Source organism: Luteimonas salinisoli (assembly GCF_013425525.1).
In the GTDB taxonomy this organism is placed as follows: domain Bacteria; phylum Pseudomonadota; class Gammaproteobacteria; order Xanthomonadales; family Xanthomonadaceae; genus Luteimonas; species Luteimonas salinisoli.
Genome location: NZ_JACCKA010000087.1, coordinates 128,435 through 154,708 on the forward strand (window position 1 = coordinate 128,435; position 26,274 = coordinate 154,708).

Sequence of the window (26,274 nt, forward strand, 5' to 3'; positions counted from 1 at the left end):
GTGGCGAAGACGGCGCTGGCGCTGCTGGGCGTCGCCGCCCTTGCGTGGCTCGCCGTCTGCGTGCTGCTGTACCTGCAGCAGCGCAGCCTGGTGTACTACCCGCAGTTCACCCGCAGCGATCCGGCGGAGACCGATTTTTCGCTCGATCGCGGCGATGCGGTACTGCGCGGGTGGATCGTCAACCCCGGCCGCGGCGACGCGCTGCTGTATTTCGGCGGCAACGCCGAGCGCGTCGAAGACAATCGCGACGCGCTTGCGGACTGGGCGCCCGCGCGCACCGGCTACCTGCCCGCCTACCGCGGCTACGGCGCCAGCGATGGCACCCCGGGCGAGGCCTTGCTGCTGGCGGACGCGCTGGCGCTCTACGACCTGGTGCGCCAACGCCACCCCGAGGGAGGCATCGCGGTGGTCGGCCGCAGCCTCGGCAGCGCCGTGGCCGCCCACGTCGCCGCGCACCGGGACGTGGAGCGGCTGGCGCTGGTCACTCCCTTCGACAGCATGGTCGAGGTGGCGCGCGGCCACTACCCGTGGCTGCCGGTGCGCTGGCTGATGCGAGAGCGCTACGACACGGCGTCGCTGTTGCCGCGCCACGAGGGGCCGGTGCTGGTGCTGCGCGCGGGTGCGGACACCGTGGTCCCGCCGCGGCACGCGGACCGGCTGGTCGCGGCCCAGCCCCGGCAGCCCATGGTGCGGAACTTCCCCGGCGCCGGACACAACGACATCCACCTGCACCCGGGCTACGACGAGGCGATCGCCGGCTTCCTGCGCTGATGTCCGGTCGCGGCGCGGCTGGACGCGGTGCTCAGCCGCCGGCGCAGAACGCGGCGTAGTCGATATAGCCGGGGAACGCGCGTCCGGGCGCGCATAGCGGACAGTCCGGGTCGGGGCCGAGGCGGGTCTCGCGGAAGCGCATCGCCAGCGCGTCGAAATGCAGCAGGCGCCCGCTGAGCGGCACGCCGATCCCGAGCAGCAGCTTGATCGCCTCGGTGGCCTGGATCAGCCCGATCACGCCCGGCAGCACCCCCAGGACACCCGCCTCGGCGCAGTTCGGCGCCGCCTCCGGCGGCGGCGGTTCCGGGAACAGGCAGCGGTAGCACGGCGCCTCGCCGCGCCGGCGGCCGGCATCGAACACGCTCGCCTGGCCCTCGAAACGGTGCACCGCGCCGTACACCAGCGGGATGGCCAGTTTCACGCACGCGTCGTTGAGCAGGTAGCGCGCCGGAAGGTTGTCGGCGCCGTCGACGACCAGGTCGGCACCATCGAGCAGCGCTTCGACGTTGGCGCTGGTGACCCGTTCGCGCACCGCCTCGACGGTGGTGCGGGGATTGAGCGCCGTCAGCGTGGCCGCGGCGGAAGCCACCTTGGCGGTGCCGATGCGATTCTCGGCGTGCAGGATCTGGCGCTGCAGGTTGCTGCGTTCGACGTCGTCGTCGTCGGCGATCCGCAGCGTGCCGACGCCGGCGGCGGCGAGATAGTAGGCCGCGGGCGAGCCGAGACCGCCGGCGCCGATCAGCAGCACCCGCGCCCGCTGCAGTCGCCGCTGCCCTTCCAGGCCGACCTCGGGCAGGCGCAGATGGCGCGAATAGCGGTCGTGCAGGTCCGGGTCGTAGTCCGCCTCCGGCGGCGTCATGGGCAGGCCCTGCGCCTGCCAGGCGCTGGTGCCGCCTGCGACCGAGACGACCTCGGAATAGCCCTGTGCGGCGAGCGACCTGGCCGCCTGCAGCGAGCGCCCGCCGACCTGGCAGATCAGCATCAACGGCTCGTCGCGCGCCGGCGCGTGGCGATCGGGCGCGCGCTCGAGTTCCGCCCGCTCCACCCCTCGCGCGCCCTGCGCCATGCCGCCCATGCGTTCGTGTTCCTCGCGCACGTCGACCAGGCGCACGCCGCCGGCCAGCCGCCGGTAGGCCTCGCGCGGAGAGATTTCCCGGATCGCCATGCGGCGATTATCGCGCGATCGGGCATCGCCCGAACGAAACGCTGCGGTCCACCCACATGCCCCCGTAGAGCCGAGCTTGCTCGGCTGCGTTGGCTTGGCTGCGTAGGCTCCGGAGCCGGGAGCAGCGGAGCAAGCTCCGCTCTACGTGGGGGCGCGCGCGTCGACACCGCCTGTGAGGTGAGCCAGCCCGGGCCGGCTCCGGCCGTCAATACGGAAGCACTTCCACCGCGGCGTCGGCCGGGTACTCGCGCTCGCCCTCGGCGAGCAGGATCAGCGCGTCCGAGTCGGCCGCCGCGCGCATGCGGTGCGAGCCGTCGGCCGGGTCCGGCTGCACCCGCAGCACGCCGTCCTCGCCCCCCTGCAGCCGTCCACGCAGGAACTCGAGACGCTCGTGGCGCTTGCGCCACGGGGCGGTCAGGCGCGCGTGCAGCCGCGGACGCGCGGCGCGTCCCTGCAGGCCATCGACCAGGCGCCGTCCCAACGCCAGCCAGGTCGCCAGCACCGAGACCGGGTTGCCGGGCAGGCACAGGAACAGCGCGTCGCCGAGCCGGCCGCCCGAGGCCAGCAGTACCGGCATGCCGGGCTTCATGCGTACCTTCCAGAACGCGATCTCGCCGAGTTCGCGCAGCAGCGCCGGCAAGTGGTCCTTCTCCCCCGCCGAGACGCCGCCGCAGGTGACCACCAGGTCGAAGGCATGGCCGGCATGGCGGAGCGCGGACTCGATCTGTCCCGGGACGTCCGGCAGGGTCGGCCAGGCGACCGGATCGAGCCCGGCGCCGCGCATCAACCCCATCAGCTGCTCGCGATTGGAGTTGTAGAGCTGGCCCGGCCGCAGCGGCAGCCCCGGCTCGACCAGCTCGTCGCCGGTGGTGAACACCGCCACCGTCGGCGGCCGCCGCACCGGCAGTTCGGTCAGCCCCTGCGCCGCGCACAGCGCGATCCGCGCAGGAGTCAATACGTCGCCGGCCTGCGCCAGGGCATCGCCGGCACCGGCGTCCTCGCCGGCGCGGCGCACGTGACGGCCGACTTCCGGCGCCTCGCGCACGCGGACGCGGCCGTCCTCGACCCGGGCGTTCTCCTTCATGACCACGGTATCGGCACCCGCCGGCAGCGGCGCGCCGGTGGTGATCCGCACGCACTCCCCCGGCCCGACGCGCAGGTCCAGTGCCGCCCCGGCGAACTGCTCGCCTGCCAGCCGCAGCCCGCCGGCGCCGGCGGTGGCCAGATCGGCGTGGCGCAGCGCGAAGCCGTCCATCGCCGCGTTGTCGAACGGCGGCTGCGCCAGCGTCGCCATCACCGGCTCGGCCAGCACGCGTCCGTGGGCGCGCTGCAGGGCGGTGCGCTCGGCCGGAAGCAGGTGCGCGGCGGCCAAGGCGTCGACGATCTCGCAGGCCTCGGCGTAGGCGATTCGGGTGGGGAAGCCGCTCATGGCGGCTCCACGCCCGCGGCGGCCAGATCGGCCGGGGTGTTCAGATTGCCGAGGCGCACACCGACCAGGCGCAGCGGCGCCATGCCGAGCCGGCGCTGCAGCGCGTGCACGGCAAGCTGCCCGGACGCCATGGCGGCGGCGAGCTCCGGGCGCAGCGGAGCCAACCGCCACAGCGCGGCCAGCGGCTGCGGGCCGTCGTCGTCGACCAGATAGGCGCCCCGCTCTCCGGCGGCGGCGAGGCGCTGCGCGAGCCCGTCGGGGACATCGACGACATCCACCGGCATGGTCAGCAGCCAGTCGCCAGAGCAGGCCCGGACGAGCGCGTCGAGACCGGCGAGCGGCCCGGCGCCGGCGACGCGGTCCGCCACCGCCTCCAGCCCGCGCGCGGCGTAGCGACCGAGCTGGCGATTGGCGCTGACCAGCACCACCCGCGCTCCCGGGAACGCCGCCGCCAGGCGCTGTACCTGGGCGATCCCGTCGCGCCGCAGCCAGGCCTTGTCGGCCCCGCCCAGGCGCGAAGCCTGCCCGCCGGCGAGGATGCCGAGATCGAATGGGTACTGGACGGCCGCGCCGGTCATGGCGCCATCGTAGCCGCCGTCGCGCAACGGCGTGAACCGCGCGGCGGCGCGGCTCACTTGCCGCGCTTGACGTGACGGATCAGCCGGCGGCGCTTCTCGACCTGGCGCTCGGTGAGGACGTTCTTGCGGTCCTTGTACGGGTTCTCGGTTTCCTTGAACACGAACCGGACCGGCGTGCCGACCAGCTTGAAACGCTTGCGGAAGAAGTTCTCGAGATAGCGGCGATAGCTGTCGGACAGCGTGCGCAGGCGCGATCCGTGGACCACGAAAGTCGGCGGGTTGCTGCCACCGGGATGCGCGAACCGCAGCTTGGCGACGTGGCCGCGCACCGCCGGCGGCGGGCTCGCCGCGTAGGCGGCTTCCAGCGCGCGGGTCGCCTCGGAAGTGCCGAACTCGCGGGTGGCCGAGGCGTGGGCGCGATGGATCGCGCGGAACAGCTCGCGCAGGCCCGAGCCGTGCAGCGCGCTGATGCGCACCGCCTCGGCCCATTGCACGAAGACCATCTTGCGCGACAGCAGCGCCTCGGTCTGCTCGCGCTGGTAGGTGCTCAGCCCGTCCCACTTGTTCACCGCGATCACCAGCGCGCGGCCGGCATCGAGCACCGCGCCGAGCACGCTGGCGTCCTGGTCGGTGACGCCTTCGCTGGCATCCAGCAGCACCACGGCGACCTGGCACTGCTCGATGGCCTGCAGGGTCTTGATCACCGAAAACTTCTCCACCGCCTCCTCGACCCGGGCGCGGCGGCGGATGCCGGCGGTGTCGATCAGGCGGTAGCGGCGCCCGTCGCGGTCCAGGTCCACCGCGATCGAATCGCGGGTGGTGCCGGGAACCTCGGAGGCGATCATCCGCTCCTCGCCGAGCAGGCGATTGACCAGGGTCGACTTGCCGACGTTCGGCCGGCCGATGAAGGCCACGCGGATGCGCCCCGGATCCTCTTCGGGCTCCTCCGCATCGCTCTCGGCGGGCAGGCGCTCGAGGATGTCGTCGAGCAGCACGTCGAGTCCCTGGCGGTGCGCCGAGGAGACCGCCAGCGCGTCGTCGAAGCCGTAGCGCGCGAACTCGGCCATCGCCGCGCGGGTGTCGATGCCGTCGGTCTTGTTGACCACCAGCAGCACCGGGCGGTCGCGCTTGCGCAGCCACTGCACGAGCTCGTCGTCGACCGCCGAGGGGCCCTCGCGGCCGTCGACCACGAACAACACCAGGTCCGCCTCCTCGGCCGCGGCGCGCGCTTGGCGCGCGGTCGCGCCGGCCAGGCCGGACGCCTCAAGGTGGGTGTTCTCGCCGGCGATGCCGCCTGTGTCGACCAGCAGGAACGGACGATCCGGCTGCAGCCGGCAGACGCCGTAGTGGCGGTCGCGGGTCACCCCGGGCTCATCGTGCACCAGCGCATCGCGGCCGCGGGTAAGCGCGTTGAACAGCGTCGACTTGCCGACGTTCGGGCGGCCGACCAGGGCGACGATTGGAAGCATGGGAAAACCCGGGCCGGCGGCCGGCTACTGGCCCAGCCGGTAGGCGCTCAGGTCGCCCTTGACGTTCTGCACGACCAGGATGCCGTCGGCCACCACGGGGGAACCCTTGATCGCGGCGCGGCCGGCGCGGACGCGTGCGGCCAGCTCTCCGTTTTCCAGCCGCAGCCAGTGCACGTAGCCGTCGAGATCGCCGACCACGGCGTGCCCGTCGTGCACCGCCGCCGAACTCAGGCCGCGCCGCGCCAGCGCGTCCTGCTGCCACAGCGCGGTGCCGCCGTTCTTGTCCAGCGCCCAGACCGTGCCTGCCGGATCGGCCACCACCAGGCGGTCGGCGGCGAGCCCGACGCGGCCCGAGCCGCCGCGGTCGCTGGCCCACAGCGGCCGTCCGCTGGGTGCCTCGATCGCCATGGTCTGGCGCTTGTAGCTGCTGGCGTAGAGCACCACGTCGTCCAGCACCGGGCTGCCGTCCACGTCGGCCATGCGCTCCAGGTCGGTGCGCCCGTCCGGCTCGCCCACGGCCTGGTCCCAGATCGGCCGGCCGTCGGCGAGGCCGATGGCGATCACCGTGCCGTCGTCGTTGCCCACGAAGACATAGCCCGGTCCCAGCACCGGTGCGTCGTTGCCGCGCACGGTCAGTGCCGGCAGGTCGCGCACCCAGAACCAGCGGCGCTCGCCGCTGGCGGCGTCGAAGGCGCTCACATGGCCGTCGTTGGAGCGCACCACGACCAGGCCCTGGCCGATGGCCGGGGCGGCGATCACCTCGTTGCCGACCTTGGCGCGCCAGCGCTCGGCACCGCTCGCCGCATCCAGGGCCAGCACGTCGCCTTCCAGGCTACCGGCCACCACCAGTCCGTCGCCGACCCCGGGACCGCCCGACAGCGGCAGGTCGGAATCGTGATGCCAGACGGTGGCGCCGGTCTGCAGGTCGAACGCGCGCACCCCACCGGTCAGCGCCGCCGCGTAGACCCGGCCGTCGGCGACGGCCGGCGACTGCCCCGCGCCGATACGCCGCTCGCCCTTGCCGGCGCCTGCGGTCCAGATGCGGTCGACCGTGGCCGACGGGACGAAGTCGGCCAGCGCGGCCGGATCGGTCGTGTTCACCTCGTCGTCGTCGCCGCCGAACCAGCCGCGGATGGTGCTGCAGCCGGAGATCGCGAGCACGCACAACAGCGCGGCGGCGGTGCGCAGCATCGGGGAACGCGGCTGGGGCTTGGCTGGATTCATCAAATGGTCTCGGGCTGGGGCGGCGTGCCGCCGGCTTGGGTGAGCTTGAGTTCGAGCAGGCGCCGCTGCGGGGCATTCGCGTCGAGCCCGCGCAGCGCCTCGGCATAGGCCTCGCGCGCCTGGTCGCGGCGGTCCAGGGCGAACCGGGCATCGCCCAGCGCCTCGAGTCCGCCGACGTCCCCGGCCCCGGCCAGCAGCTCCGTGGCCTCCTCGGCGCGGCCGGCATCGATCAGCAGCCGCGCCAGGCGCTGGCGGCGCACCGCGTCGAATGCCGGGTCGGCCCCGTCCGCGGCCTGCTCCAGGGTGACGATCGCCGCGTCGCGGTCGCCCGCCTCGAGTTCCGCCTTGGCCAGGTCGAGGGCGACCAGCGTGCCGTAGGCGCCGTCGCGCAGCGCCGCGGCGCGGGTTCTGCCCTGGTCCAGCTGCCCGGCCCGGATGCTGGCCAGCGCCGCCTGGTAGCTTTCTCCGACCTGCATCCGCTCAGCCAGCTGCTGGCGCTGCCACCACTGCCAGCCGCCGATGATCGCCAGGCCCAGCGCCACGCCTGCGAGCAGCCCGAGGCCGTTGCGGCGCAGCCAGTCGCGGACCCGCTCGCCCTGTTCGTGTTCGTCCAGAAGTTCGATCGCCATACCGTCTCTCGCCCGCCGCCGGGCGCGGGCCTGTCATGGGAAACGGGCCCTGGCGGGCCCGTGTCTGCGTGTCGCTACCCGCGGGGCGGGCGGTGCCGGAGCGTCACTCGGACGCCGGTGCGAGCGAACCGTCAGAGGATACCGTAAAGCGCGCGACGTTCGCTCGCTGGTAGGGGGCCATATCCTGAACGCGCCCGTACTGGCGAACCTCCACGGCATCGGCATTGCCGAGCAGGATCCGCCCGACCTCGCCCGGCGCGTAGCTGCGGCGCTCCCCCGCCCTGACCAGCGCCTGCTCGACGGCGCTGCCGTCGGCAGCGCGCACCTCGACCCAGCTGTCGCCGCTGAACCGCAGCGACAGCGCCGGCTGGGCGGACTGCAGCTGGGCGGCCGGCTTGCGGCTCTGGATCGGCGTCATCGATGCCACGAAGGGGCGCTGGCGCGGCTGCGGCCGGGACTGGCCCGCATCCGCCGCCGTTTCGGCCGGAGCGGCGTCGGCGCCGGGCGCGATCTCCAGCGAGGCGGTCTCGGGCTGCCCGACCTCGACGTGCTGGCGGGTCACCATCCACACCGGGACCGCGATCGCCGCGGTGATCACCACGTAGACCAGCCGGCGCGCGGCCTGCTCGGCGAACCGCTGCAGCGGCGAGACGAAAGTGCGCGGCGCCAGCTGCGGCGGTTCGATCGGCGCCGCCGTCCGTGCCCCCATCAGCGCCTCGGTCGGCAGGCCGAGCGCCCGGGCATAGCTGCGCAACTGCCCGCGAACGAAGACCGGCGCCCCCAGCCGGCTCCAATCCTCGGCCTCGAGCGATTCGACGACGCGGACCGGAACGCGCATCCTCGACGCCACTTCGGCGACGGTCAGGCCGGCATCGGAACGCGCCTGACGAAGGCGATCGCCGCTCCCGTGCTCGGGCATGCCTGCATTCGCTGCAGATGTCATGGTCGACTGCTTTCCCCGGGTTGTGCTGACAACGCCTGCGGGAACTCCCTCCCCAGGCGTCGACGGTAGCGTTCGGCGGCTGCCCTGTCGCCGAGCCTGTCCTCGATCTGTGACGCAATTAGAAGAACGTCCGCGGTGGGAGGCGCCGCGGCGAGGCGGCGCTCGGAAAACGCGCGTGCTTCCAGATAATTGCCCCTACGGTACTTGTATTGCGCCATGGCTGACAACGCCACCGCGTTGGCCGGCTGCAGCCGCAGGGCCGCCCGCAGGTCGCGCTCGATGCGATCGGGCTGGCCGGCAGCCTCCGCGCAGGCGCCGGCGTTGGCCAGCGCGCCGGCCGGCTCCGAATAGCCCGGGGTCGCCAGCGCGCGGTCCAGATACGTCATGCCCTCGGCGGGGCGGCCGTTGGCGCACAGCCAGGCGCCGTAGTTCTCCTGGGCGCCACCGATGTGCGGAGCCGTCGAGGCGGCACGCGCATAGAGTTCGCCGGCCTGGGCGTCGCGTCCGCGGTGGGACTCGATCACCGCCATCAGGGTCAGGGCGTTGAAGTTGTCGGGGTCGTGCCTGAGCGCCGCGCGCAGTTCGCGCTCCGCGGTGTCGACATCGCCGTTGCGCAGCGCCTGGGCGCCGCGCGCCACCTGCAGGCGCGTTTCCGTGCGCTGCCGGCTCTGCGGCGTTCCCCGGAAATCGTAGCGCGGGGCGACCTGTTCGGAGTCGCCTCGCTTGGCGCTGGGCTTGACGAAGGACATCCGCGAACAGGCCGCGCTCGACAGCGCCAACACGACTGCCAGCGCGATGACGCTATGCCGCGGCATCGACCCCGCCCTGCTCCGCCAACCGCTTGCGGAACTCGGCCTGGCGCCGCGTCCGATCGGCCACCTGGCCCTTGAGCTGTCCGCAGGCGGCATCGATATCGTCGCCGCGGGTGCGCCGCACCATGGTCAGCACCCCGGCATCCAGCAGGAGTTTCTGGAAGGCGCGGATGTCGGTCTCGGGCGAGCGTTCGAAGCGGGTGCCCGGGAACGGATTGAACGGGATCAGATTGACCTTGGCGGCGTCCTTCGCCTGCATCGCGTTGCCGAACGCGCGCATCAGCCGCGCCAGCTGCCGGGCGTGGACGGGCTGGTCGTTGACGCCCTTCATCAAGGTGTACTCGAAGGTGATCGAGGTGCCGCGGCGCCGGCGCGCATAGCGTTCGCAGGCCGCCATCAGCTCGACCACCGGGTACTTGCGGTTGAGCGGCACCAGGCTGCTGCGCAGCTCGTCGTCGGCGGCGTGCAGCGAAACCGCCAACGAGACGTCGCTTTCCTCGCCGAGCCGGTCGATCATCGGCACCATGCCGGCGGTCGACAGGGTGACGCGCTTGTTGGCCAGGCCATAGCCGAGGTCGTCGCGCATCACGCTCATCGCCGCGACCACGTTGTCGAAGTTCATCAGCGGCTCGCCCATGCCCATCATCACCACGTTGGTGAGCTTGCGCTCGCGGTGCGGGACGTTGCCCAGGTGCCTGGCCGCCACCCACACCTGGCCGATGATCTCGGCGACCGAGAGGTTGCGGTTGAAGCCCTGGGTGGCGGTGGAGCAGAACTGGCAGTTCAGCGCGCAGCCGACCTGCGACGACACGCACAGCGTGCCGCGGCCCTTGTCGGGGATGAATACCGTCTCGATGGCGTTGCTGCCGTCCATCGCCAGCAGCCACTTGTGTGTGCCGTCGGCGGATGGCTTTTCGAACTGTACCTGCGGCACCCGGACTTCGGCATGCGCCTCGAGCTTGGCGCGCAGCGCCTTGCCAAGGTCGGTCATGTCGTCGAACGAGGTGACGTGGCGGTGGTGGATCCACTTCATCACCTGGTGGGCGCGAAAGCGCTTCTCGCCGAGAGTCTCGACGAAGAAGCGCTCCAGCCCCTCGCGATCCAGATCGAGCAGGTTCTGCCGCGCAGCGGCGGGAGCGCCCGCCACCGGGCGCTCGCCCGGTGCGGAGGTCTGCGGCTGGCGGTCGCTGCTGCTCATGATCGTTCCGCGCTCAGCGCGGACAGATCTCGCCGTCGGCGAAGAAGTAGGAAATCTCCTGCGCGGCGGTCTCGGCGCCGTCGGAACCGTGCACGGCGTTGGCGTCGATGGATTCGGCGAAATCGGCGCGGATGGTGCCCGCCGCGGCCTCCTTCGGATTGGTGGCGCCCATCAGGTCGCGGTTCTTCGCGATCGCGTCCTCGCCCTCGAGCGCCTGGATCATCACCGGGCCGCTGATCATGAACTCCACCAGCGCGCCGAAGAACGGGCGCTCGCGGTGCACGGCGTAGAAGCCCTCGGCCTCCTCGCGCGACAGGTGCTTCATCTTCGCTGCGACGATGTGCAGGCCCGCCTTTTCGAAACGGGTATAGATCTCGCCGATGACGTTCTTGGCAACGGCATCGGGCTTGATGATCGACAGGGTGCGCTCCAGCGCCATGGGGTGTCTCCGGTCAGGCGGACCGCGATGGAGCGGTCCAGGTTAACATGGAAAAACCCGCGATGTGGCGCGGGTTTAGCCGAACTGGCTGGGACAGATTCTAACTGATTGGCGGGAGTCCTTGAAACCGGTCCCGGGGTAGCGGCCGGTTTGACCGCGGACCCGATCCGCCCTAGCATCAAACAAGCGTTTGATTCAGCCTGCAGGACGGTCCATGCCCGCCACCCAGTTCTCCACCAAGGAGCGCATCCTCGGCGCCGCCGAGGAGCTCTTCGCCCAGCAGGGCTTCAGCGGGACGTCGCTGCGCCAGGTCACCACCCGTGCCGACGTCAACATCGCCGCGGTGAACTACCACTTCGGCAGCAAGGAGAACCTGGTCAACGAGGTCTTCCGCCGGCGCATGGACGACATGAGTACGCAGCGGCTGTCGATGCTGCGCAGCGCCCGGGAGCAGCACCCGGGGGCTCTGGAGCCGGTGCTGGCCGCCTTCGTGGAGCCGGCCCTCGCGCTGGCCGGCGACCGCAACGGCGGCGGCGCCTTCATCCGCGTGATCGCGCGCGCCTACGCCGAGAAGAACGACGGCCTGCGCGCCTTCCTGTCCGAGCGCTACGGCCACGTGCAGCGCGACTTCGCCCGTGCCCTGGGCGCGTGCCTGCCCGGCCTGTCGAAGGAGGAGCTGTACTGGCGGCTCGACTTCCTGGCCGGGGCGCTGACCTACGCCATGGCCGATTTCGGCCTGATCAAGCGGCCGCACGGGGTCGACGAGGACACCCACCGCCGTCGCGCCGCCAGCGAGCTGATCCGCTTCGCTGCCGCCGGGATGCGCGCCTGACCCGCAGCCGCCTTCAAAAAACAATCGATACCAATCAAGGAGTTCCTGGACATGTCTGAGAAACTGCTCGTACGGCGCGCCGCCGTCCTCGGCGCCGGGGTGATGGGGGCGCAGATCGCAGCCCACCTCGCCAACGCCGGCGTCGACACGGTGCTGTTCGATCTGGCCGCGAAGGAGGGCGATCCGGACGGCGTGGTGACCAGGGCGATCGGCAACCTCGGCAAGCTCAGTCCAGCGCCGCTGGCCAGCAAGGCGCTGGCCGCGGCGATCACCCCCGCCAACTACGACACCGGCCTGGAACTGCTCCGCGGCTGCGACCTGATCGTCGAGGCCATCGCCGAGCGCATGGACTGGAAGCAGGACCTCTACCGGAAGATCGCCCCGTACGTGACCGACCATGCGGTGCTGGCCACCAACACCTCCGGCCTGGGCATCGACAAGCTCGCCGACGTGTTGCCGGAACGGCTGCGCCACCGCTTTTGCGGCGTGCACTTCTTCAACCCGCCGCGCTACATGCACCTGGCCGAGCTGATCCCGGCGCGCAGCACCGACAAGGCGGTGCTGCAAGGCCTGGAGACGTTCCTCACCACCCAGCTGGGCAAGGGCGTGGTGTACGCGCGCGACACCCCCAACTTCATCGGCAATCGCATCGGCGTGTTCTCGATCCTGGCGACCATCCACCACACGGAAGCCTTCGGGCTCGGCTTCGACGAGGTCGACGCGCTGACCGGCCCGCTGATCGGCCGGCCGAAGTCGGCCACCTACCGCACCTCGGACGTGGTCGGCCTGGACACCATGGCGCACGTGATCGGAACCATGGCCGACACCCTGCCGGACGATCCCTGGCACGGGTACTTCAAGACCCCGCAGTGGCTGCAGGCGCTGATCGACAAGGGCGCGCTGGGGCAGAAGGCGGGCGCCGGCATCTTCCGCAAGGCCGGCAAGGAGATCCAGGTGCTCGACCTGGAGAAGCAGGACTACCGCCCCGCCGACCCGGCCGCGGCCCCGGAAGTCGTGGACATCCTCAAGACCAGGGACCCGGCGGAAAAATTCCGCAGGCTGCGCGAGAGCGAGCATCCGCAGGCCCGGTTCCTGTGGGCCGTGTTCCGCGACCTGTTCCACTACAGCGCCTATCACCTGGCGGACATCGCCGAGACCGCCCGGGACGTCGATCTCGCCATCCGCTGGGGCTACGGCTGGTCGCTGGGGCCGTTCGAGAGCTGGCAGGCCGCGGGCTGGAAGCAGGTGGCGGACTGGATCGCCGAGGACATCGCCGGCGGCAAGGCGATGAGCGACGCGCGCCTGCCCGCCTGGGTCCTCGACGGGCGCGACGGCGTGCACGGCAAGGACGGCAGCTACAGTCCTTCGCGCGACGCCGCCGTGCCGCGATCGGAACTGGCCGTATACGCGCGCCAGCGTTTTCCGGACCCGCTGCTGGGCGAATCGTTCGCGCCGGGCGAGACCCTGTTCGAGAACGACGGCATTCGCCTGTGGACCGACGGCGACGGCATCGGCGTGGCTTCCTTCAAGACCAAGCTGCACACGGTCAGCGATCAGGTACTCGACGGCCTGCAGGAGGCGGTGGCGATCGCCGAGCGCGACCTGCGCGGCCTGGTGATCTGGCAGCCGAAGGAGCCGTTCTCGGCGGGCGCCGACCTCGCCGGCGCGCTCGGGCTGCTGCAGGCCGGCAAGGTCGACGCGTTCGAGGCGATGGTCGCCAACTTCCAGGCCACCAGCCAGCGCATCAAGTATTCGCTGGTGCCGGTGGTCGCCGCCGTGCGCGGGATGGCGCTGGGCGGCGGCTGCGAATTCCAGATGCACGCGGCGCGCACCGTCGCCGGACTGGAAAGCTACATCGGCCTGGTCGAGGCCGGCGTTGGCCTGCTTCCGGCGGGCGGCGGCCTGAAGGAGCTGGCGCTGCGCGCGGCGCAGGCCGCGGGCCCCGACGGCGACGTCTTCGCCGAACTCAAGAACGTCTTCGAGACGGTGGCCATGGGCAAGGTCTCGAAGTCGGCGATGGAGGCAAGGGAACTCGGTCTGATGCGCGCCGGAGATTCGATCGTCTTCCACCCGCACGAACTGCTGCACGTCGCCCGCCAGCAGGCGCTGGCGCTGGCCGAAAGCGGCTACCGGCCGCCACTCCCAGCGCGCGCCATCCCGGTGGCCGGCGACGTGGGCATCGCCACGTTCAAGATGATGCTGGTCAATATGCTGGAGGGCCGCTTCGTTTCGCCGCACGACTACGAGATCGCCACCCGCATCGCCACCGTGCTCTGCGGCGGCGAGATCGATCGCGGCGCCACGGTCGACGAGGACTGGCTGCTGCGTCTGGAGCGCGAGCACTTCGTCGCGCTGGCGCAGATGCCCAAGACCCAGGAGCGCATCGCCCACATGCTCAAGACGGGCAAGCCGCTTAGGAACTGAGAATCGGGAATGGGGCATCGGGAATTGGTCGAAGCAGTTCCCTCCCCTTCCCTCTCCCCCGCCAAGAAATGTTCTGCCGCGAATGAAGAACTACGGGACCGGGTGAATCGCTGTTGCGATTCCCCATTCCCGACCCCCCATTCCCGGCTTTCGGAGAAAGCCCCATGAAACAGATCCAGGACGCCTACATCGTCGCCGCCACCCGCACCCCGGTGGGGAAGGCGCCGCGCGGCGTGTTCCGCAACACCCGCCCCGACGACATGCTCGCGCATGTCCTCAAGTCCGTGGTCGCCCAGGCGCCCGGCATCGACGTCGGCCGCATCGAGGACGCGGTGATCGGCTGCGCGATGCCGGAGGGCGAACAGGGCATGAACGTGGCGCGCATCGGCGTGCTGCTGGCTGGCCTGCCGAACACCGTGGCTGCGCAGACCATCAACCGCTTCTGCTCTTCCGGGCTGCAGGCGGTGGCGCTCGCGGCCGACCAGATCCGCCTCGGCAACGCCGACCTGGTGCTGGCCGGCGGCACCGAGAGCATGAGCATGGTGCCGATGATGGGCAACAAGGTGGCGCTCAGTCCGCAGGTGTTCGAGCGCGACGAGAACGTCGCCATCGCCTACGGCATGGGCATCACCGCGGAAAAGGTCGCCGAGGAGTGGAAGGTATCGCGCGAGGACCAGGACGCGTTCGCGCTGGCTTCGCACCGCAAGGCCATCGCCGCCATCGAGGCCGGCGAGTTCGCCGACGAGATCAGCCCCTACGAGGTGATGTCGCGGGTCCCGGACCTGGCGGGAAATACCGTACAGCTGCGCCGGCGGCGGGTCGATACCGACGAGGGCCCGCGCCAGGATTCCTCGATCGAGGGACTGGCGCGGTTGCGCCCGGTGTTCCGCAACGGCCAGTTCGGCGGCACCGTCACCGCCGGCAACTCGTCGCAGATGAGCGATGGCGCAGGCGCGATACTGCTGGCCTCTGAGCAGGCGGTGAAGGACTACGGGCTCACTCCCCTTGCCCGCTTCGTCAGCTTCGCGGTGGCCGGGGTGCGGCCCGAGGTGATGGGCATCGGCCCGATCGCGGCGATTCCGAAGGCGCTCAGGCAGGCCGGCCTGAGCAAGGACCAGATCGACTGGATCGAGCTCAACGAAGCCTTCGCCGCGCAGGCGCTGGCGGTGATCCGCGACTCGGACCTCGATCCGGACAAGGTGAACCCGCTGGGCGGCGCGATCGCCCTGGGCCATCCGCTCGGCGCCACCGGCGCGGTGCGCACCGCCACGATCGTCCACGGCCTGCGCCGGCGCAAACAGAAGTACGGCCTGGTGACGATGTGCATCGGCACCGGCATGGGCGCCGCCGGCGTGTTCGAGGCGCTGTAGCGCCGGAGGCGGCACCGGCTGCCGCGCCGCAGGCGTCGGCAGCCGGTGTCAGTGCGCGAGCAACGCCGTCAGCGCACCCTTGGCGCGAACTCGGAGCGGCTTGCGTCCCAGATGATCCGGATGCCGCTCACCTGCCCCTCCTCGCCGCGGACGAACTCGAAGTCCGTGGCCGCCTCCTTCATGAAGAAGCGCGTTTGCGATGCCGGATGGAACGTGGTGGCCGGCGTACCCTCGGCCGTGGCGATCAGCCGTCCTTCGGACGCGGCAATGGAGATCAGCAGCGACGCCGACGGCACCCGGTATTCGCCGACGTACTCGCGCAGGACCCGGTCCGGCACCTCCACCGTCGTCCGCAAATCACTGTCGGCCGCGCCGCCTGCCGCAGCCGCGGCCGTGCCATCGTCCACGCGCAACGCCTCCAGCCATGCCCGCGCACGCTCCTGGTCGAAGGCGCTGACGAGCCTCCTGTCCTGCTCCCCGGCCGGATCGAGCAGCAAGGCGGTCAGCCGCACTGCACGCTCCGCGGTCACGGTTCCGTTCACCATCCCCAGCGCGAACGGCTCGATCGCCGCCGAAGCCTCCGCCCTGTCGCGAGAATCGAGCGGCGACCGCTGTAGCAGCGCCGCATCGGCGGCGTGCATCAGCATGGCCATGAACGACGGCGAACCGGAGACCATCTGCAGGAGCTGCTCGAGCTGCGCACCGGAGACCGACTGCAGGTAGCGCCACACCTCCATGTCCCGTTCCCGCAGCCACGCCGCGCCACCCGGCACCGCCGCCTCGATGATCGGGCGCATCGCCAGTTCGCCGTTGGAGCCGTTGCTCAGGATCACCAGACCATCGCGCGATGCGGGGCGGGCCAGCACGAAGCTGCGCACCCCCGGCTCGCGGCCGTCGTGCCAGAGGGTGGCCGCGCCGTCGGCCCGCACCAGCTTCCAGCCCAGGCCGAAACTTTCGACCGGCGCCGCATGGACCGCCTGCGGGCGCTGCATGTCGGCGAACAGTTCGCGGGGAAGGCCCGCGCCTGCCACCACCCAGGCAACGAAGCGGCTGTAGTCGCCGACTGTACTAAACATGTTCGCGGCGGCATTGGCTTCGCGGGCCCTGGCATGCGCCATGTCCAGGGGCTTGCCGGCCTCGTCGAAGCCGGTGGCCAGGCGTCCCTCCCAGCGCTCGTCCCAACCGAACGAACTGTCGTCCATGCCCGCCGGCGCGAGTACGGCCTCCTCGATCAGCGCCTCCATCGACTGACCGGTGGCGCCTTCGAGCGCGCGCCGCAGGTATTCGTATCCTTCGCCGGAATATTCGTGCCGGGCGCCGGGAGCGAAGGCGAATTGCAGATCGCCACGGCCGCGCCAGTTCGGAAAACCGGTCTGATGACTGAGCGCGAGGCGCGGCGTCAGCGCGTGCCGGCGTGGATCCTCGGCGATGTCCGGGTCGACCCAGAACGGCGAAAGGTCCGCATCGAGATCGATGCGTCCGTTGGCGGCCAGTTGGAGCGTCAGCATCCCGAACACGGGCTTTGTGAGCGAGGCGACGTTGAATACCGTGCGCCCGTCCGCATCGATCCCCGGGCTGGCCTCGCCGTAGACGCGAGTCCAGGCGAGCTTGCCGTCCTCGATGCGTGCGACGGCCACGGCGGGCACCCGGGCGCGGCGGAGAATCCCCGGGACGGCCTCGTCCAGCGCGGTCGCCGCTGGTGGCGGCGCAGCGTCCGCACAGCCGTACAGGCTGGAGATGGCCATCACCCCGATCAGAGCGGCGGTCGCGATGCGGTATTTCATGTCTCGTTCTCCTTGTGTCTTGAAAAAGGGCCGGACTGCGGCAGGCACGGCAGCCCGCGGTAGGCCAGGCCCACCGTGAGTCCGGAAAATTTCGGAAGGCTCCGCGAGCGCGGAACGGCGATCAGCCCGTCGGAGGCCGCCGCAGGAAGTGATAGGCGAGCGACCCGATCCCCGCCGCGGCGAACAGCAGCCCGAAGGCGGCCGGGTCCTCCACGCCGAGACTGAAGAGGTCCACGGCACCGAAGCCCGCGCCCATCGCCACCAGCACCAGGCCCCAGCGCAACGAGGACTGCCGCCGGAACTCGTCGTCGGCCGCCACCAGCGAGCGCACCAGGTCCTCGGTGGCGTGCGTCTCCGCCAGGCGGCGGCGCAGCCGCGCCTCCACTACGATGCGGATGACGACGACGATGCAGGCGGCCAGGAAGAACGGGATCAGGATGGCCAGGATGTCGAACATGGACGGACTCCGATGTGGCTGCGCAGGGCGGCCGATGCAGGGATGGAGTCCATCACCGGCCCCCTGGTTGCACGTGCCGGACAGGCAACGATCGCCGGGGCGCGGCACCGACCAGTGCAACCGCCGCGGCGCCCGTGGCGTCTGTCCTCGACATGGGTGAGGACAGACAGGTCGTTGCCGCCGCGCTTTCCCGGCGGCCGGGAGCATTCGAGGCGCTGGTCAGGCGCCACGAGCGTCTCGTCTGGCACCTGGTGTACCGCATGGTGCAGCACCCCGAGGAAACCCGCGAGCTCTGTCAGGAGGTCTACCTGCGGGTGCACCAGCAGCTGCACCAGTTCCGCTTCGAAAGCGCGCTGTCCACATGGATCGGCCGCATCGCGTTCGGCGTCGCCAGCCGCCACCTGCGCAGGCGGCGTATCCCGCTGGTGGACCTGGGCCACGACGAGGCGGGCAGCGCCCTGGAAGGCATCGCCGACGAGTACGACCTCCAGGCACGGCACGAGCGCGACGACATGGCCGCCCATCTGGAGCACGCCGTCGCCGCACTGCCGCCGCTGCAGCGGACGGTCGTGACCCTCTACCATCTCGACGAACTGGGCATCGGAGAGATCGCGCGCATCACCGGGATGCCCGCCGGCACGATCAAGAGCCATCTGTTTCGGGCCAGGCTCAGACTACGTCAGGAACTTCGGGAATCAGCGGGAGATCACCTATGAACCGCACCACGGAGCTCGAAGCGCGGCTGCAGGCCGCTGCCGAGCGCGCGTCCGCAACGGGCCGGACCGTCCCGGACCTCCGGCAGGAGGACGTCGATGCCTACCGAAGGCTCTATCGCGCCGTCCACGACCTGCCGCTGCCCGAGCCGCCTGCCTCCTTCGCGGCCGAGATGGCACGCATCGTGGAGGACCACGAGGAGCAGGCAGGGGCGGAGATCTGGACCCTGCGGATAACGGCGGCGGCCGCCGCGCTCTGTCTCGTATCTCTGACACCGGTGCTGGCGACGGCGGCCGGCGCCTTCACGGAGGCGGCGGGCGGACTGCCCTGGCCGCTGATGCTGGCCGCCCTTGCCGCCGCGCTCGTGGCGGGAACGCTCGACCGGACCGGGAGTCGGCAACCCGCCGCGGCCGCGCCCTGAGCAGCGCGGGGCGCCTGCCCGAGGCCGCACTGCGGCCTCATTCGATCTCGCGCACGCCCAGTTCGTCCAAGGCGCTCTGCATCATCTTCGCCGCGGCCTCGCTCAGCTTCTCGTGGTCGAGCGCATAGCGGATCGTCGCCTCGATCAGGCCGATATGGGTGCCGCAGTCGAAACGCGTGCCGCGGAACCGGTAGGCGTTGACCGGACGCTCCTCGAGCAGGCGGGCGATGGCGTCGGTGAGCTGGATCTCGCCGCCGGCGCCGGGCGCCGTGGACTGGAGCAGGTCGAAGATGCGCGGGTCGAGCACATAGCGGCCGACCACGGCCAGCGTGCTCGGCGCGTCCTCCGGGCTCGGCTTCTCGACCATGCCGCGGATACGGCCCTGGCGGTCCGAGAAGCCTTCGGTATCGACGATGCCGTAGCTGGCGGTCTTGTCGCGGGGCACGTCCTGCACCGCGATCATGCTGGCGCCTGAGGCCTCCGCGGCGTCGGCCATCTGCTTGAGGGCGCCGTCGCCGCGGTTCCAGATCAGGTCGTCGGGGAGGATCACCGCGAACGGCTCATCGCCGACCACCGGCTTGGCACAGAGCACGGCGTGGCCGAGGCCGAGCGCCTCGGCCTGGGTCACGAAGACTGCACGCACATGGCGCGGTAGCGGGTTGCGCATCAGCTCCAGGAGCTCGAGCTTGCCGGACTTCGCCAGCTTGTCCTCGAGCTCGTAGGCCTTGTCGAAATAATCCGCGACCGCGTGCTTGTAGCGGTTGGTGACGAAGACCAGGGTGTCGCAGCCCGCCTCGATGGCCTCGTCGACGGCGTACTGGATCAGCGGCCGGTCGACGATCGGCAGCATCTCCTTGGGCACCGTCTTGGTGGCGGGAAGAAAGCGGGTGCCGAGCCCCGCCACGGGAAAAACCGCTGTCCGGATGCGTCGTTTCATGGATCTCCGTCAAGTCCTGCGGGCGTGCCTGGCCGGGAACGACACCACGGTCGCGGCGGCCTGCTCTCCCGGGTCCTGCTGCGGCAGGAACTCCGGAACCGTCTCGCGCAGTACGCCGGCCATGGTGTCCAGGTCGTAGGTGGCGATCGCCTCGCGCAGCGCTGCGGTGGCGTCCAATACCTGCGCGGTCACGATCTCGCGCGCTTCCGCCTGCAGGATCTTCGGATGCGCGGTCGGGCGGTAGCGCTCCTCGGCGTGGAAAAGAGTCTCGTGCAGCTTCTCGCCGGGCCGCAGCCCGGTGTAGACGATGGCCACGTCGCGCTCGGGATGCTTGCCCGCCAGGCGGATCATCTGCTCGGCGAGCAGCCTGATCGAGACCGGTTCGCCCATGTCCAGCGTGTAGATCGCATGGCGCGAGCCGATGGCCGCGGCCTGCAGGATCAGCTGACAGGATTCGGGAATGGTCATGAAGTAGCGGGTGACCTCGGGGTCGGTCACGGTGACCGGGCCTCCGCTGCGGATCTGTTCGCGGAACAAGGGCACCACGCTGCCCGCCGAATCGAGCACGTTGCCGAAGCGCACCGTCACGAAGCGGGTCGACTGCGGGTCCGACTTCACCTGGCAGACCATCTCCGCGAGCCGCTTGGTGGCGCCGAGCACGTTGACCGGATCGACCGCCTTGTCCGTGGAGATGAGTACGAACGTGGCCACGCCCGCCGCCTGCGTCTCGCTCGCCACGGTCTCGGTGGCCAGCACGTTGTTGCGGACCGCCTCGCGCATCTGCCCCTCGAGCACCGGCACCTGCTTGTAGGCCGCCGCATGGAAGACCGCCTCCGGCGACGACAGCGCCAGCGCATGGCGGATCACCGCGGGGTCGCCGCAGTCGCCGAGCACGGGCACGCACTGGATCTGCGGAAAGTCGCGGCGCATCTGCGCCTCGATGGTGCTCAGCGCGAGCTCGTCCATCTCCACCACCGCGATCTGGCGGGCGCCATGGCGCGCGCACTGGCGGCAGAGTTCGGAACCGATCGAGCCCCCGCCGCCGGTCACCAGCACGCTGCGGCCGCCCAGCCAGCCACGGATCGACTTCCAGTCCGGCGTCACGGGCTGACGGCCGAGCAGGTCCTCGATCGCGACTTCCTTCAGCTCGCCGGGCAGCGAGCGGCCCTCGAGCAGGTCGTCGAGCCGCGGCACGGTGCGGAACGGCAGGCCGGTTTCCTCGCAGGCGGCGACCACGTGGCGCATCGCCGCGGCATCGAGCGAGGGCATGGCGATGATGAGCAGCCTGGCCGCCGTCTCCGGCGCGATCCGAGCCACGTCCTTCACCCGCCCCAGCACCGGCACCCCCTGCAGGTGGCTGCCGTGGAGCTTGGCCGCATCGTCGAGGAAGCCGACCACCTGGTACGCGCCGGCCCTGCGCAGGTCCCGCAACAGCGCCTCGCCCGCCTGCCCGGCGCCGAGGATCAGCACGCGCACCGCGGTGTGGTCGGTACGGCTGAGGCTGTAGTCCTTCCAGCTGCGGTACAGCAGCCGCGGCATTCCCAGCAGCGCGGTCAGCACCACCGGGTACAGCACCAGCACCGTGCGCGGCACCTGGTCGAGGCGGTTGTACAGAAACAACGCGAGCACGATCGCGAACAGCCCGAACAGGCTGGCCTTCAGGATGTTCACCAGGTCGGGCATGCTGGCGAAACGCCACACCCCCCGATACAGGCCCACGCGCCACAGCACCAGCCCCTGGGCGGCGAGGATCAGGGCGAACTCCACCGACCACCACGGCACCGGCTCGGCGAACGGCTGCATCGACAGCCGGAACTGGTGCAGGCCGATCCAGCACAGCCAGACCATGAACAGATCGTGCCCGACGATGGCCGCACGGGGCATCGCGACGGCGGCACGGTCCTTCCAGCGCTTCATTCTTGTGATCGTTCCTTGCCCGGAGGGGGAGAGCCGGCGCGCAGGATAACCCATGCCCCGCCCGCCCCCAGACCCCATGCCGTCGCCAGGGCAATGATATAGGCCGCGTCGAGCCCACGGGCGGCGAGCATGGTCAGCACCGCGGCTCCGCCCCAGGCCGCATAGGCGAGCGTGACGGGCGGATGCCGGCCGATGCGGCGGGCCCAGCACTGGTAGGCGTGCTGCACATGCGGTCTCCACCATGCTTCTCCGCGGAGCATGCGCGTACCCAGCGTGAGCGCCGCATCAACGAGGAAGGCCGACAGCGGCAGCAGCAACAGCGTCCAGGACATCGGGCCGTCGAGCCGGGGAGCGATCAGCAGGCAGATCCAGGCCAGCGCCAGGCCCAGCGCACCGCTGCCCACGTCGCCCAGGAAGATCGCCGCACGCGGAAAGTTGAACGGCAGGAACCCCGCGCACGCCGCTGCGAGGCTGAATGCCAGCAGAACCGCGGCCCCGCCACCGAGGCCGAGCAAGGCGAGCAGGCCGTAGCCGAGCGCGGCGATCGCGCACTGGCTTGCCGCCAGCCCATCGATGCCGTCCATGAAGTTCCAGACGTTGACCAGTACCACCGTGGCCGCGAATCCAGCCGCCGCGACCGGCAAACCGTGGCCGGAACGGAGGGCGGCGCCGGCGAGCAACAGGCCGGCGACGGCATGCACCGCGAGGCGGAGCCAGGCGGACAGGGCGCGATGATCGTCGATCCAGCCGACTGCGGCGACCAGCAGCAGTGCGGCGCTCCCGGCCAGCAACAGCGCGCGCTCGGCGGGAAACCACCAGGCCAGCAGCAGCGCTCCCGCCAGCAGGCAGGCGACGATGGCGATCCCGCCGCCCCGCGGCGTGGCGACGCTGTGGCTGCGTCGCTCGCCGGGTTGGTCGAGCAGGCGGCGACGCAGAGCATAGCGGCGCGCCAGCCAGGTGCCGAACGCGGCCAGCGCCAGCTGCGCCGCACCCCACGCAAGGATCAGCACCGGCGATGGGAGCACGGATGCCGGCGTCATCCGGCCCGCGTCTCGTCCGCAGCGTGGCCCTGGGGTGCCCTACACCACCGCATAGTTCAGCAACGGCTTGATCGAGCCCCATTCCTTGCAGCTCGGGCATTGCCAATGGTGGCTGCGCGCGCCGAATCCGCAGCGCCCGCAGCGGTAGCTGGGATTGCGCACGAGCAGCTGGTCGGTGATGTGGCTGAGATCGTGCAGGGTGCGGGCCGGATCCGCGCCGGCGTCGGCCAGGGTGAGTTCGATCAGCGCGGCCTCGCCGCGCACCGAGGGGCGGTCCTTGAGTTGCTCGGCCAGGTAGGCGCGGGCCTCGCCGACGCCCTGTTCGGCCTCGATCAGCCGCGCGAGCGCAAGGACCGGCGCGATCCCGCGGTAGTGCTCGGTCATCTCGGCCAGGAAGGCGCGCGCCCCCGGGCCGTCGCCAATGCGCGCATAGGCTGCGAGCAGCGACGGCAGGATCTCGGGCAGGAAGTCGGTGTCGTGGCGCGCGGCGCGTTCGAACGCGCGGATCGCCGCGGCGTCGTTGCCCGCCTCCCCCTCGATCCGCCCTTCCAGGATGCCGGCGCGCACCGAGGTCGAGTCGGCCGCGTAGGCGCGGGCGACCGCGGCGCGGGCGCCGGCGACGTCGCCGGCCGAGCGCAGGCGCTCGGCGAGCTCGCATTCGAAGTGTCCGATCAGCTTGCCCATCGGCTCGCCCGTGGCGTCCTCGAAGCGCGTCGCGTTCTCGATCGCCTTCGGCCAGTCGCGCTCGGCCTGGTAGATGCTGATCAGGTGGCGCAGCGCCTGCGGCGCACGCTGGTCGAGCGCCGCCAGGTCGGTGAACACCGTCTCGGCGCGGTCCAACAGCCCCGATCGCATATAGTCCTCGCCCAGCGCGAGCAGCGCCTGCACCTTCTGCTGGTCGTTCAGGTCGGGACGCTGCACCAGGCCCTGGTGCAGGCGGATCGCGCGGTCGACCTCGCCGCGGCGGCGGAACAGGTGCCCGAGCGCCACCTGGGTCTCGAACGTTTCCTTGTCCAGCTCGGCGATGTGCAGGAACAGCTCGATCGCCTTGTCGGGCTGCTCGTTGAGCAGGTAGTTGAGGCCGCGGAAGTACGTCGTCGACAGGCGGCTGACCTGGGTGTCGCTATGCCGTTCGCCGCCGCGACGGCCGATCACCCAGCCGCTGAGCGCGGCGATCGGCAGCAGCAGGAAGAACCAGAACCACTCGGTGACGAAAGCCATCGGCTCAGACTCCATGCCCAGGATCGGCGTCGGGCGGCGCGGCGGTTGAGGAAGGCGGAGCCTGCGCGCGGCGCAGGCGCTGCCGCAGCGGCAGCACCACCGAGACCGCCAGGATCATCCCGCCGGTCAGCACGCCGCACAGCAGCGCCACCAGCAGGACGACGCCGAGCGTGGCGTGCAGGACGACGAACCCCAAATCGAGCGCGACCGCCTGCGGGTTCAGTGCCCCGACCAGCACGCCGATGGCGATGCACAGCAGGGCGACGAGGAATCGTAGCGGTCGCATGATCGGTTCAGCTTACCCCGGACCGACGGCTGCAAGCGCGCTCAGTCGTCCGCCGGAAGAGGAACTACGTCGCTGACGCGTTCGCGCAGCTCCTTGCCTGGCTTGAAGTGCGGGACGTGCTTGCCCGGCAGCGCCACCGCATCCCCGGTCTTCGGGTTGCGGCCAGTGCGCGGCGGGCGGTAGTGCAGCGAAAAGCTGCCGAAACCGCGGATCTCGATGCGCTCGCCGTGGGCCAGCGAGCCGCCCATCATCTCCAGCAGCGACTTCACCGCCAGGTCGACGTCGTCGGCCTTGAGGTGGGCCTGCCGCTCGGCGAGGATCTCGATCAGTTCCGACTTGGTCATGGGCACCGGTTTCCGCATCAGGAAGGCGGCCGGCGGCCCGGTCCATACCGGGCCGCCGACGCGCGCACTCACTCGGACTTGTTGCCTTCCAGCTGCTCGCGCAGCAGCGCGCCGAGCTTGGTGGTGCCACTGGAGGCCTCAGCCGCGACCTTGTTGTACTCGGCCAGGGTCTGGGCGCTCTCGGCCTCGTCCTTGGCCTTGATCGACAGCTGCAGGGTGCGGCCCTTGCGATCCATGCCCACGAACTTGGCCTCGATGGTGTCGCCGACCTTGAGGTGCTGGCTGGCGTCCTCGACGCGCTGGTCGCTGATGTCGCGGGCGGCCACGTAGCCTTCCACGCCCTCGGCGATGTCGACCATGGCGCCCTTGGCATCGACCTCGCGCACGGTGCCGCTGACCTTCGAGCCCTTCGGATGCGAAGCCATGAACTGGCCGAACGGATCCTGCTCCATCTGCTTGACGCCGAGGCTGATGCGTTCGCGCTCCGGATCGACGGCCAGCACCACTGCCTGCAGGGTGTCGCCCTTCTTGAGGTTGCGGGCCACGTCGTCGCCGCTGGTGTTCCAGCTCATGTCCGACAGGTGGATCAGGCCGTCGATGCCGCCGTCCAGGCCGATGAACACGCCGAAGTCGGTGATCGACTTGATCTGGCCTTCGACCTTGTCGCCCTTCTTGTGGATCGCGGCGAAGGTCTCCCAAGGATTGGACGTGACCTGCTTCATGCCCAGCGAGATGCGGCGGCGCTCCTCGTCCACGTCCAGCACCATGACCTCGACCTCGTCGCCGACCTGCACGACCTTCTGCGGGTTGACGTTCTTGTTGGTCCAGTCCATCTCGGACACGTGCACCAGGCCCTCGACGCCCGGCTCGATCTCGACGAACGCGCCGTAGTCGGTGACGTTGCTGACCTTGCCGAACACGCGGGTGTTGGACGGATAGCGGCGGGCGATGTTGTCCCACGGATCCTCGCCCAGCTGCTTCAGGCCCAGGCTGACGCGGTTGCGCTCGCGGTCGTACTTGAGCACGCGCACTTCCAGCTCGTCGCCCACGTTCACCACCTCGGACGGATGGCGCACGCGCTTCCAGGCCATGTCGGTGATGTGCAGCAGTCCGTCGATGCCGCCCAGGTCCACGAACGCGCCGTAGTCGGTGAGGTTCTTGACCACGCCCTTGAGCACCGCGCCCTCGACCAGCTTCTCGAGCAGCTGCTCGCGCTCTTCCGAATGTTCGCTCTCGACCACCGCGCGGCGCGAGACCACCACGTTGTTGCGCTTGCGGTCCAGCTTGATGAGCTTGAACTCGAGTTCCTTGCCTTCCAGGTACACCGGGTCGCGGACCGGGCGCACGTCGACCAGCGAGCCCGGCAGGAATGCGCGGACGTCCTTGATGTCGACCGTGAAGCCGCCCTTGACCTTGCCGCTGATACGGCCGGTGACGGTTTCGTTCTTCTCGAGCGCTTCTTCGAGCTCGTCCCACACCATGGCGCGCTTGGCCTTCTCGCGCGACAGCACGGTTTCGCCGAAGCCGTTCTCCAGCGCGTCCAGCGCCACCTTGACGGTGTCGCCCTCGGCGATGTCGATCTCGCCGTCGTCGTTGCGGAACTGCTCGATCGGGACGATGCCCTCGGACTTGAGGCCGGCGTTGATCACCACCACGTCGGTGCGTACCTGCACCACGATACCGGTGACGATGGAGCCCGGCTTCAGCTTGGCCAGGTTGCCCTGGCTCTGTTCGAACAGTTCGGCGAATGATTCGGTCATTGTCTGGTTACTCGGTTGATGACACAGACCGCGGCGGCGCGAGATGGAACTTCGGCTGCGCGCGGCGGTCCACCCGTTGGTCGGCCGTTGCGGGATGCGTATGGCCGTGA

The 26,274-nt window shown here is 70.7% G+C and carries 24 protein-coding genes and 1 pseudogene; 6 read left to right on the forward strand and 19 right to left on the reverse strand.

The window, feature by feature from the left end; translation table 11 throughout:
- Positions 1–771, forward strand: coding sequence for an alpha/beta hydrolase family protein (locus tag H0E84_RS16590; RefSeq protein ID WP_180679752.1), 771 nt, complete (start codon positions 1–3; stop codon positions 769–771).
- A 31-nt stretch (positions 772–802) separates the two neighbouring features.
- On the opposite strand, the pseudogene moeB reads toward H0E84_RS16590, so the two are convergent.
- From moeB to ndk, 10 genes and pseudogenes are all read right to left on the reverse strand, one after another.
- Positions 803–1,951, reverse strand: a pseudogene (gene moeB, locus H0E84_RS16595) (molybdopterin-synthase adenylyltransferase MoeB); the annotation flags it as partial.
- A 190-nt stretch (positions 1,952–2,141) separates the two neighbouring features.
- On the reverse strand, positions 2,142–3,365 hold the full coding sequence (locus tag H0E84_RS16600) for a molybdopterin molybdotransferase MoeA (protein WP_180679754.1): 1,224 nt from the start codon (positions 3,363–3,365) through the stop codon (positions 2,142–2,144).
- Positions 3,362–4,000 (reverse strand): molybdenum cofactor guanylyltransferase, encoded by a 639-nt coding sequence (mobA, locus tag H0E84_RS16605; RefSeq protein ID WP_345776335.1) that lies wholly within the window; start codon positions 3,998–4,000, stop codon positions 3,362–3,364. Before mobA ends, H0E84_RS16600 begins: the two co-directional genes overlap by 4 nt.
- Positions 3,997–5,412, reverse strand: coding sequence for a ribosome biogenesis GTPase Der (der, locus tag H0E84_RS16610; RefSeq protein ID WP_180679756.1), 1,416 nt, complete (start codon positions 5,410–5,412; stop codon positions 3,997–3,999). Before der ends, mobA begins: the two co-directional genes overlap by 4 nt.
- 24 nt (positions 5,413–5,436) lie before the next feature.
- Positions 5,437–6,636, reverse strand: a complete 1,200-nt coding sequence (bamB, locus tag H0E84_RS16615) for an outer membrane protein assembly factor BamB (RefSeq protein WP_425600500.1) — start codon at positions 6,634–6,636, stop codon at positions 5,437–5,439.
- Positions 6,636–7,265 (reverse strand): YfgM family protein, encoded by a 630-nt coding sequence (locus tag H0E84_RS16620; RefSeq protein WP_180679757.1) that lies wholly within the window; start codon positions 7,263–7,265, stop codon positions 6,636–6,638. Before H0E84_RS16620 ends, bamB begins: the two co-directional genes overlap by 1 nt.
- A gap of 103 nt (positions 7,266–7,368) precedes the next feature.
- Positions 7,369–8,208, reverse strand: a complete 840-nt coding sequence (locus tag H0E84_RS16625; RefSeq protein WP_180679758.1) for a helix-turn-helix domain-containing protein — start codon at positions 8,206–8,208, stop codon at positions 7,369–7,371.
- Positions 8,205–9,023 carry a type IV pilus biogenesis/stability protein PilW gene (gene pilW, locus H0E84_RS16630; RefSeq protein ID WP_180679759.1) on the reverse strand — a complete coding sequence of 273 codons (819 nt, stop codon included), beginning with the start codon at positions 9,021–9,023 and terminating at the stop codon, positions 8,205–8,207. Before pilW ends, H0E84_RS16625 begins: the two co-directional genes overlap by 4 nt.
- Positions 9,010–10,218: a dual-specificity RNA methyltransferase RlmN gene (gene rlmN / locus H0E84_RS16635; protein WP_180679760.1), complete on the reverse strand. Its 1,209-nt coding sequence runs from the start codon at positions 10,216–10,218 to the stop codon at positions 9,010–9,012. Before rlmN ends, pilW begins: the two co-directional genes overlap by 14 nt.
- Positions 10,219–10,231: 13 nt before the next feature.
- Positions 10,232–10,657 carry a nucleoside-diphosphate kinase gene (gene ndk, locus H0E84_RS16640; protein WP_180679761.1) on the reverse strand — a complete coding sequence of 142 codons (426 nt, stop codon included), beginning with the start codon at positions 10,655–10,657 and terminating at the stop codon, positions 10,232–10,234.
- 214 nt (positions 10,658–10,871) lie between these two features.
- On the opposite strand from ndk, the gene H0E84_RS16645 reads away from it, so the two are divergent.
- From H0E84_RS16645 to H0E84_RS16655, 3 genes are all read left to right on the forward strand, one after another.
- Positions 10,872–11,489 carry a TetR/AcrR family transcriptional regulator gene (locus tag H0E84_RS16645; protein ID WP_180679762.1) on the forward strand — a complete coding sequence of 206 codons (618 nt, stop codon included), beginning with the start codon at positions 10,872–10,874 and terminating at the stop codon, positions 11,487–11,489.
- A 51-nt stretch (positions 11,490–11,540) separates the two neighbouring features.
- Positions 11,541–13,913: a 3-hydroxyacyl-CoA dehydrogenase/enoyl-CoA hydratase family protein gene (locus H0E84_RS16650; protein WP_180679763.1), complete on the forward strand. Its 2,373-nt coding sequence runs from the start codon at positions 11,541–11,543 to the stop codon at positions 13,911–13,913.
- Positions 13,914–14,077: 164 nt separating this feature from the next.
- Positions 14,078–15,283 (forward strand): acetyl-CoA C-acyltransferase, encoded by a 1,206-nt coding sequence (locus H0E84_RS16655; RefSeq protein WP_180679764.1) that lies wholly within the window; start codon positions 14,078–14,080, stop codon positions 15,281–15,283.
- A gap of 68 nt (positions 15,284–15,351) precedes the next feature.
- Here H0E84_RS16655 and H0E84_RS16660 read toward each other — a convergent pair whose 3' ends face one another.
- Both H0E84_RS16660 and H0E84_RS16665 read right to left on the reverse strand, forming a co-directional pair.
- Positions 15,352–17,067 (reverse strand): serine hydrolase, encoded by a 1,716-nt coding sequence (locus tag H0E84_RS16660; RefSeq protein WP_219339795.1) that lies wholly within the window; start codon positions 17,065–17,067, stop codon positions 15,352–15,354.
- 121 nt (positions 17,068–17,188) lie between these two features.
- Complete coding sequence (locus H0E84_RS16665; protein WP_180679766.1) at positions 17,189–17,524, reverse strand: DUF6249 domain-containing protein; 336 nt, start codon at positions 17,522–17,524, stop codon at positions 17,189–17,191.
- Between the two features lie 152 nt (positions 17,525–17,676).
- Between H0E84_RS16665 and H0E84_RS16670 the strand changes: the two genes are divergently transcribed.
- Both H0E84_RS16670 and H0E84_RS16675 read left to right on the forward strand, forming a co-directional pair.
- A complete protein-coding gene (locus H0E84_RS16670) occupies positions 17,677–18,240 on the forward strand; it encodes an RNA polymerase sigma factor (protein WP_180679767.1) in 564 nt (187 codons plus the stop codon).
- Positions 18,237–18,659 carry a hypothetical protein gene (locus H0E84_RS16675; protein ID WP_180679768.1) on the forward strand — a complete coding sequence of 141 codons (423 nt, stop codon included), beginning with the start codon at positions 18,237–18,239 and terminating at the stop codon, positions 18,657–18,659. The genes H0E84_RS16670 and H0E84_RS16675 overlap by 4 nt, the downstream gene beginning before the upstream one ends.
- Positions 18,660–18,696: 37 nt before the next feature.
- Here the strand turns inward: H0E84_RS16675 and galU are convergent, their stop codons facing one another.
- The 7 genes from galU to rpsA all read right to left on the reverse strand — a co-directional run bounded on the left by galU (position 18,697) and on the right by rpsA (position 26,164).
- On the reverse strand, positions 18,697–19,596 hold the full coding sequence (gene galU, locus H0E84_RS16680; protein WP_180679769.1) for a UTP--glucose-1-phosphate uridylyltransferase GalU: 900 nt from the start codon (positions 19,594–19,596) through the stop codon (positions 18,697–18,699).
- Positions 19,597–19,605: 9 nt separating this feature from the next.
- Complete coding sequence (locus H0E84_RS16685) at positions 19,606–21,513, reverse strand: polysaccharide biosynthesis protein (RefSeq protein ID WP_180679770.1); 1,908 nt, start codon at positions 21,511–21,513, stop codon at positions 19,606–19,608.
- Positions 21,510–22,520, reverse strand: coding sequence for an MraY family glycosyltransferase (locus H0E84_RS16690; protein WP_425600501.1), 1,011 nt, complete (start codon positions 22,518–22,520; stop codon positions 21,510–21,512). The genes H0E84_RS16685 and H0E84_RS16690 overlap by 4 nt, the downstream gene beginning before the upstream one ends.
- Positions 22,521–22,592: 72 nt before the next feature.
- Entirely contained in the window at positions 22,593–23,774 is a 1,182-nt protein-coding gene (gene lapB / locus H0E84_RS16695; protein WP_180679772.1) for a lipopolysaccharide assembly protein LapB, read from the reverse strand.
- 4 nt (positions 23,775–23,778) lie between these two features.
- Complete coding sequence (locus H0E84_RS16700) at positions 23,779–24,060, reverse strand: lipopolysaccharide assembly protein LapA domain-containing protein (protein WP_180679773.1); 282 nt, start codon at positions 24,058–24,060, stop codon at positions 23,779–23,781.
- A 41-nt stretch (positions 24,061–24,101) separates the two neighbouring features.
- Entirely contained in the window at positions 24,102–24,404 is a 303-nt protein-coding gene (locus H0E84_RS16705; RefSeq protein ID WP_180679774.1) for an integration host factor subunit beta, read from the reverse strand.
- A gap of 68 nt (positions 24,405–24,472) precedes the next feature.
- On the reverse strand, positions 24,473–26,164 hold the full coding sequence (gene rpsA / locus H0E84_RS16710; protein WP_180679775.1) for a 30S ribosomal protein S1: 1,692 nt from the start codon (positions 26,162–26,164) through the stop codon (positions 24,473–24,475).
- Positions 26,165–26,274: the final 110 nt, after the last annotated feature.

Bases quoted from the DNA above. Each gene is read 5' to 3' on its own strand.
- H0E84_RS16645 (WP_180679762.1), top strand. From the start codon at position 10,872: ATGCCCGCCACCCAGTTCTCCACCAAGGAGCGCATCCTCGGCGCCGCC.
- H0E84_RS16600 (WP_180679754.1), bottom strand. From the start codon at position 3,365: ATGAGCGGCTTCCCCACCCGAATCGCCTACGCCGAGGCCTGCGAGATC.
- ndk (WP_180679761.1), bottom strand. From the start codon at position 10,657: ATGGCGCTGGAGCGCACCCTGTCGATCATCAAGCCCGATGCCGTTGCC.
- der (WP_180679756.1), bottom strand. From the start codon at position 5,412: ATGCTTCCAATCGTCGCCCTGGTCGGCCGCCCGAACGTCGGCAAGTCG.
- H0E84_RS16685 (WP_180679770.1), bottom strand. From the start codon at position 21,513: ATGAAGCGCTGGAAGGACCGTGCCGCCGTCGCGATGCCCCGTGCGGCC.
- rpsA (WP_180679775.1), bottom strand. From the start codon at position 26,164: ATGACCGAATCATTCGCCGAACTGTTCGAACAGAGCCAGGGCAACCTG.
- bamB (WP_425600500.1), bottom strand. From the start codon at position 6,636: ATGAATCCAGCCAAGCCCCAGCCGCGTTCCCCGATGCTGCGCACCGCC.
- H0E84_RS16625 (WP_180679758.1), bottom strand. From the start codon at position 8,208: ATGACATCTGCAGCGAATGCAGGCATGCCCGAGCACGGGAGCGGCGAT.
- pilW (WP_180679759.1), bottom strand. From the start codon at position 9,023: ATGCCGCGGCATAGCGTCATCGCGCTGGCAGTCGTGTTGGCGCTGTCG.
- galU (WP_180679769.1), bottom strand. From the start codon at position 19,596: ATGAAACGACGCATCCGGACAGCGGTTTTTCCCGTGGCGGGGCTCGGC.
- H0E84_RS16670 (WP_180679767.1), top strand. From the start codon at position 17,677: ATGGGTGAGGACAGACAGGTCGTTGCCGCCGCGCTTTCCCGGCGGCCG.
- H0E84_RS16705 (WP_180679774.1), bottom strand. From the start codon at position 24,404: ATGACCAAGTCGGAACTGATCGAGATCCTCGCCGAGCGGCAGGCCCAC.
- H0E84_RS16700 (WP_180679773.1), bottom strand. From the start codon at position 24,060: ATGCGACCGCTACGATTCCTCGTCGCCCTGCTGTGCATCGCCATCGGC.
- rlmN (WP_180679760.1), bottom strand. From the start codon at position 10,218: ATGAGCAGCAGCGACCGCCAGCCGCAGACCTCCGCACCGGGCGAGCGC.
- H0E84_RS16675 (WP_180679768.1), top strand. From the start codon at position 18,237: ATGAACCGCACCACGGAGCTCGAAGCGCGGCTGCAGGCCGCTGCCGAG.
- H0E84_RS16655 (WP_180679764.1), top strand. From the start codon at position 14,078: ATGAAACAGATCCAGGACGCCTACATCGTCGCCGCCACCCGCACCCCG.
- H0E84_RS16660 (WP_219339795.1), bottom strand. From the start codon at position 17,067: ATGAAATACCGCATCGCGACCGCCGCTCTGATCGGGGTGATGGCCATC.
- H0E84_RS16665 (WP_180679766.1), bottom strand. From the start codon at position 17,524: ATGTTCGACATCCTGGCCATCCTGATCCCGTTCTTCCTGGCCGCCTGC.
- H0E84_RS16650 (WP_180679763.1), top strand. From the start codon at position 11,541: ATGTCTGAGAAACTGCTCGTACGGCGCGCCGCCGTCCTCGGCGCCGGG.
- H0E84_RS16620 (WP_180679757.1), bottom strand. From the start codon at position 7,265: ATGGCGATCGAACTTCTGGACGAACACGAACAGGGCGAGCGGGTCCGC.
- lapB (WP_180679772.1), bottom strand. From the start codon at position 23,774: ATGGCTTTCGTCACCGAGTGGTTCTGGTTCTTCCTGCTGCTGCCGATC.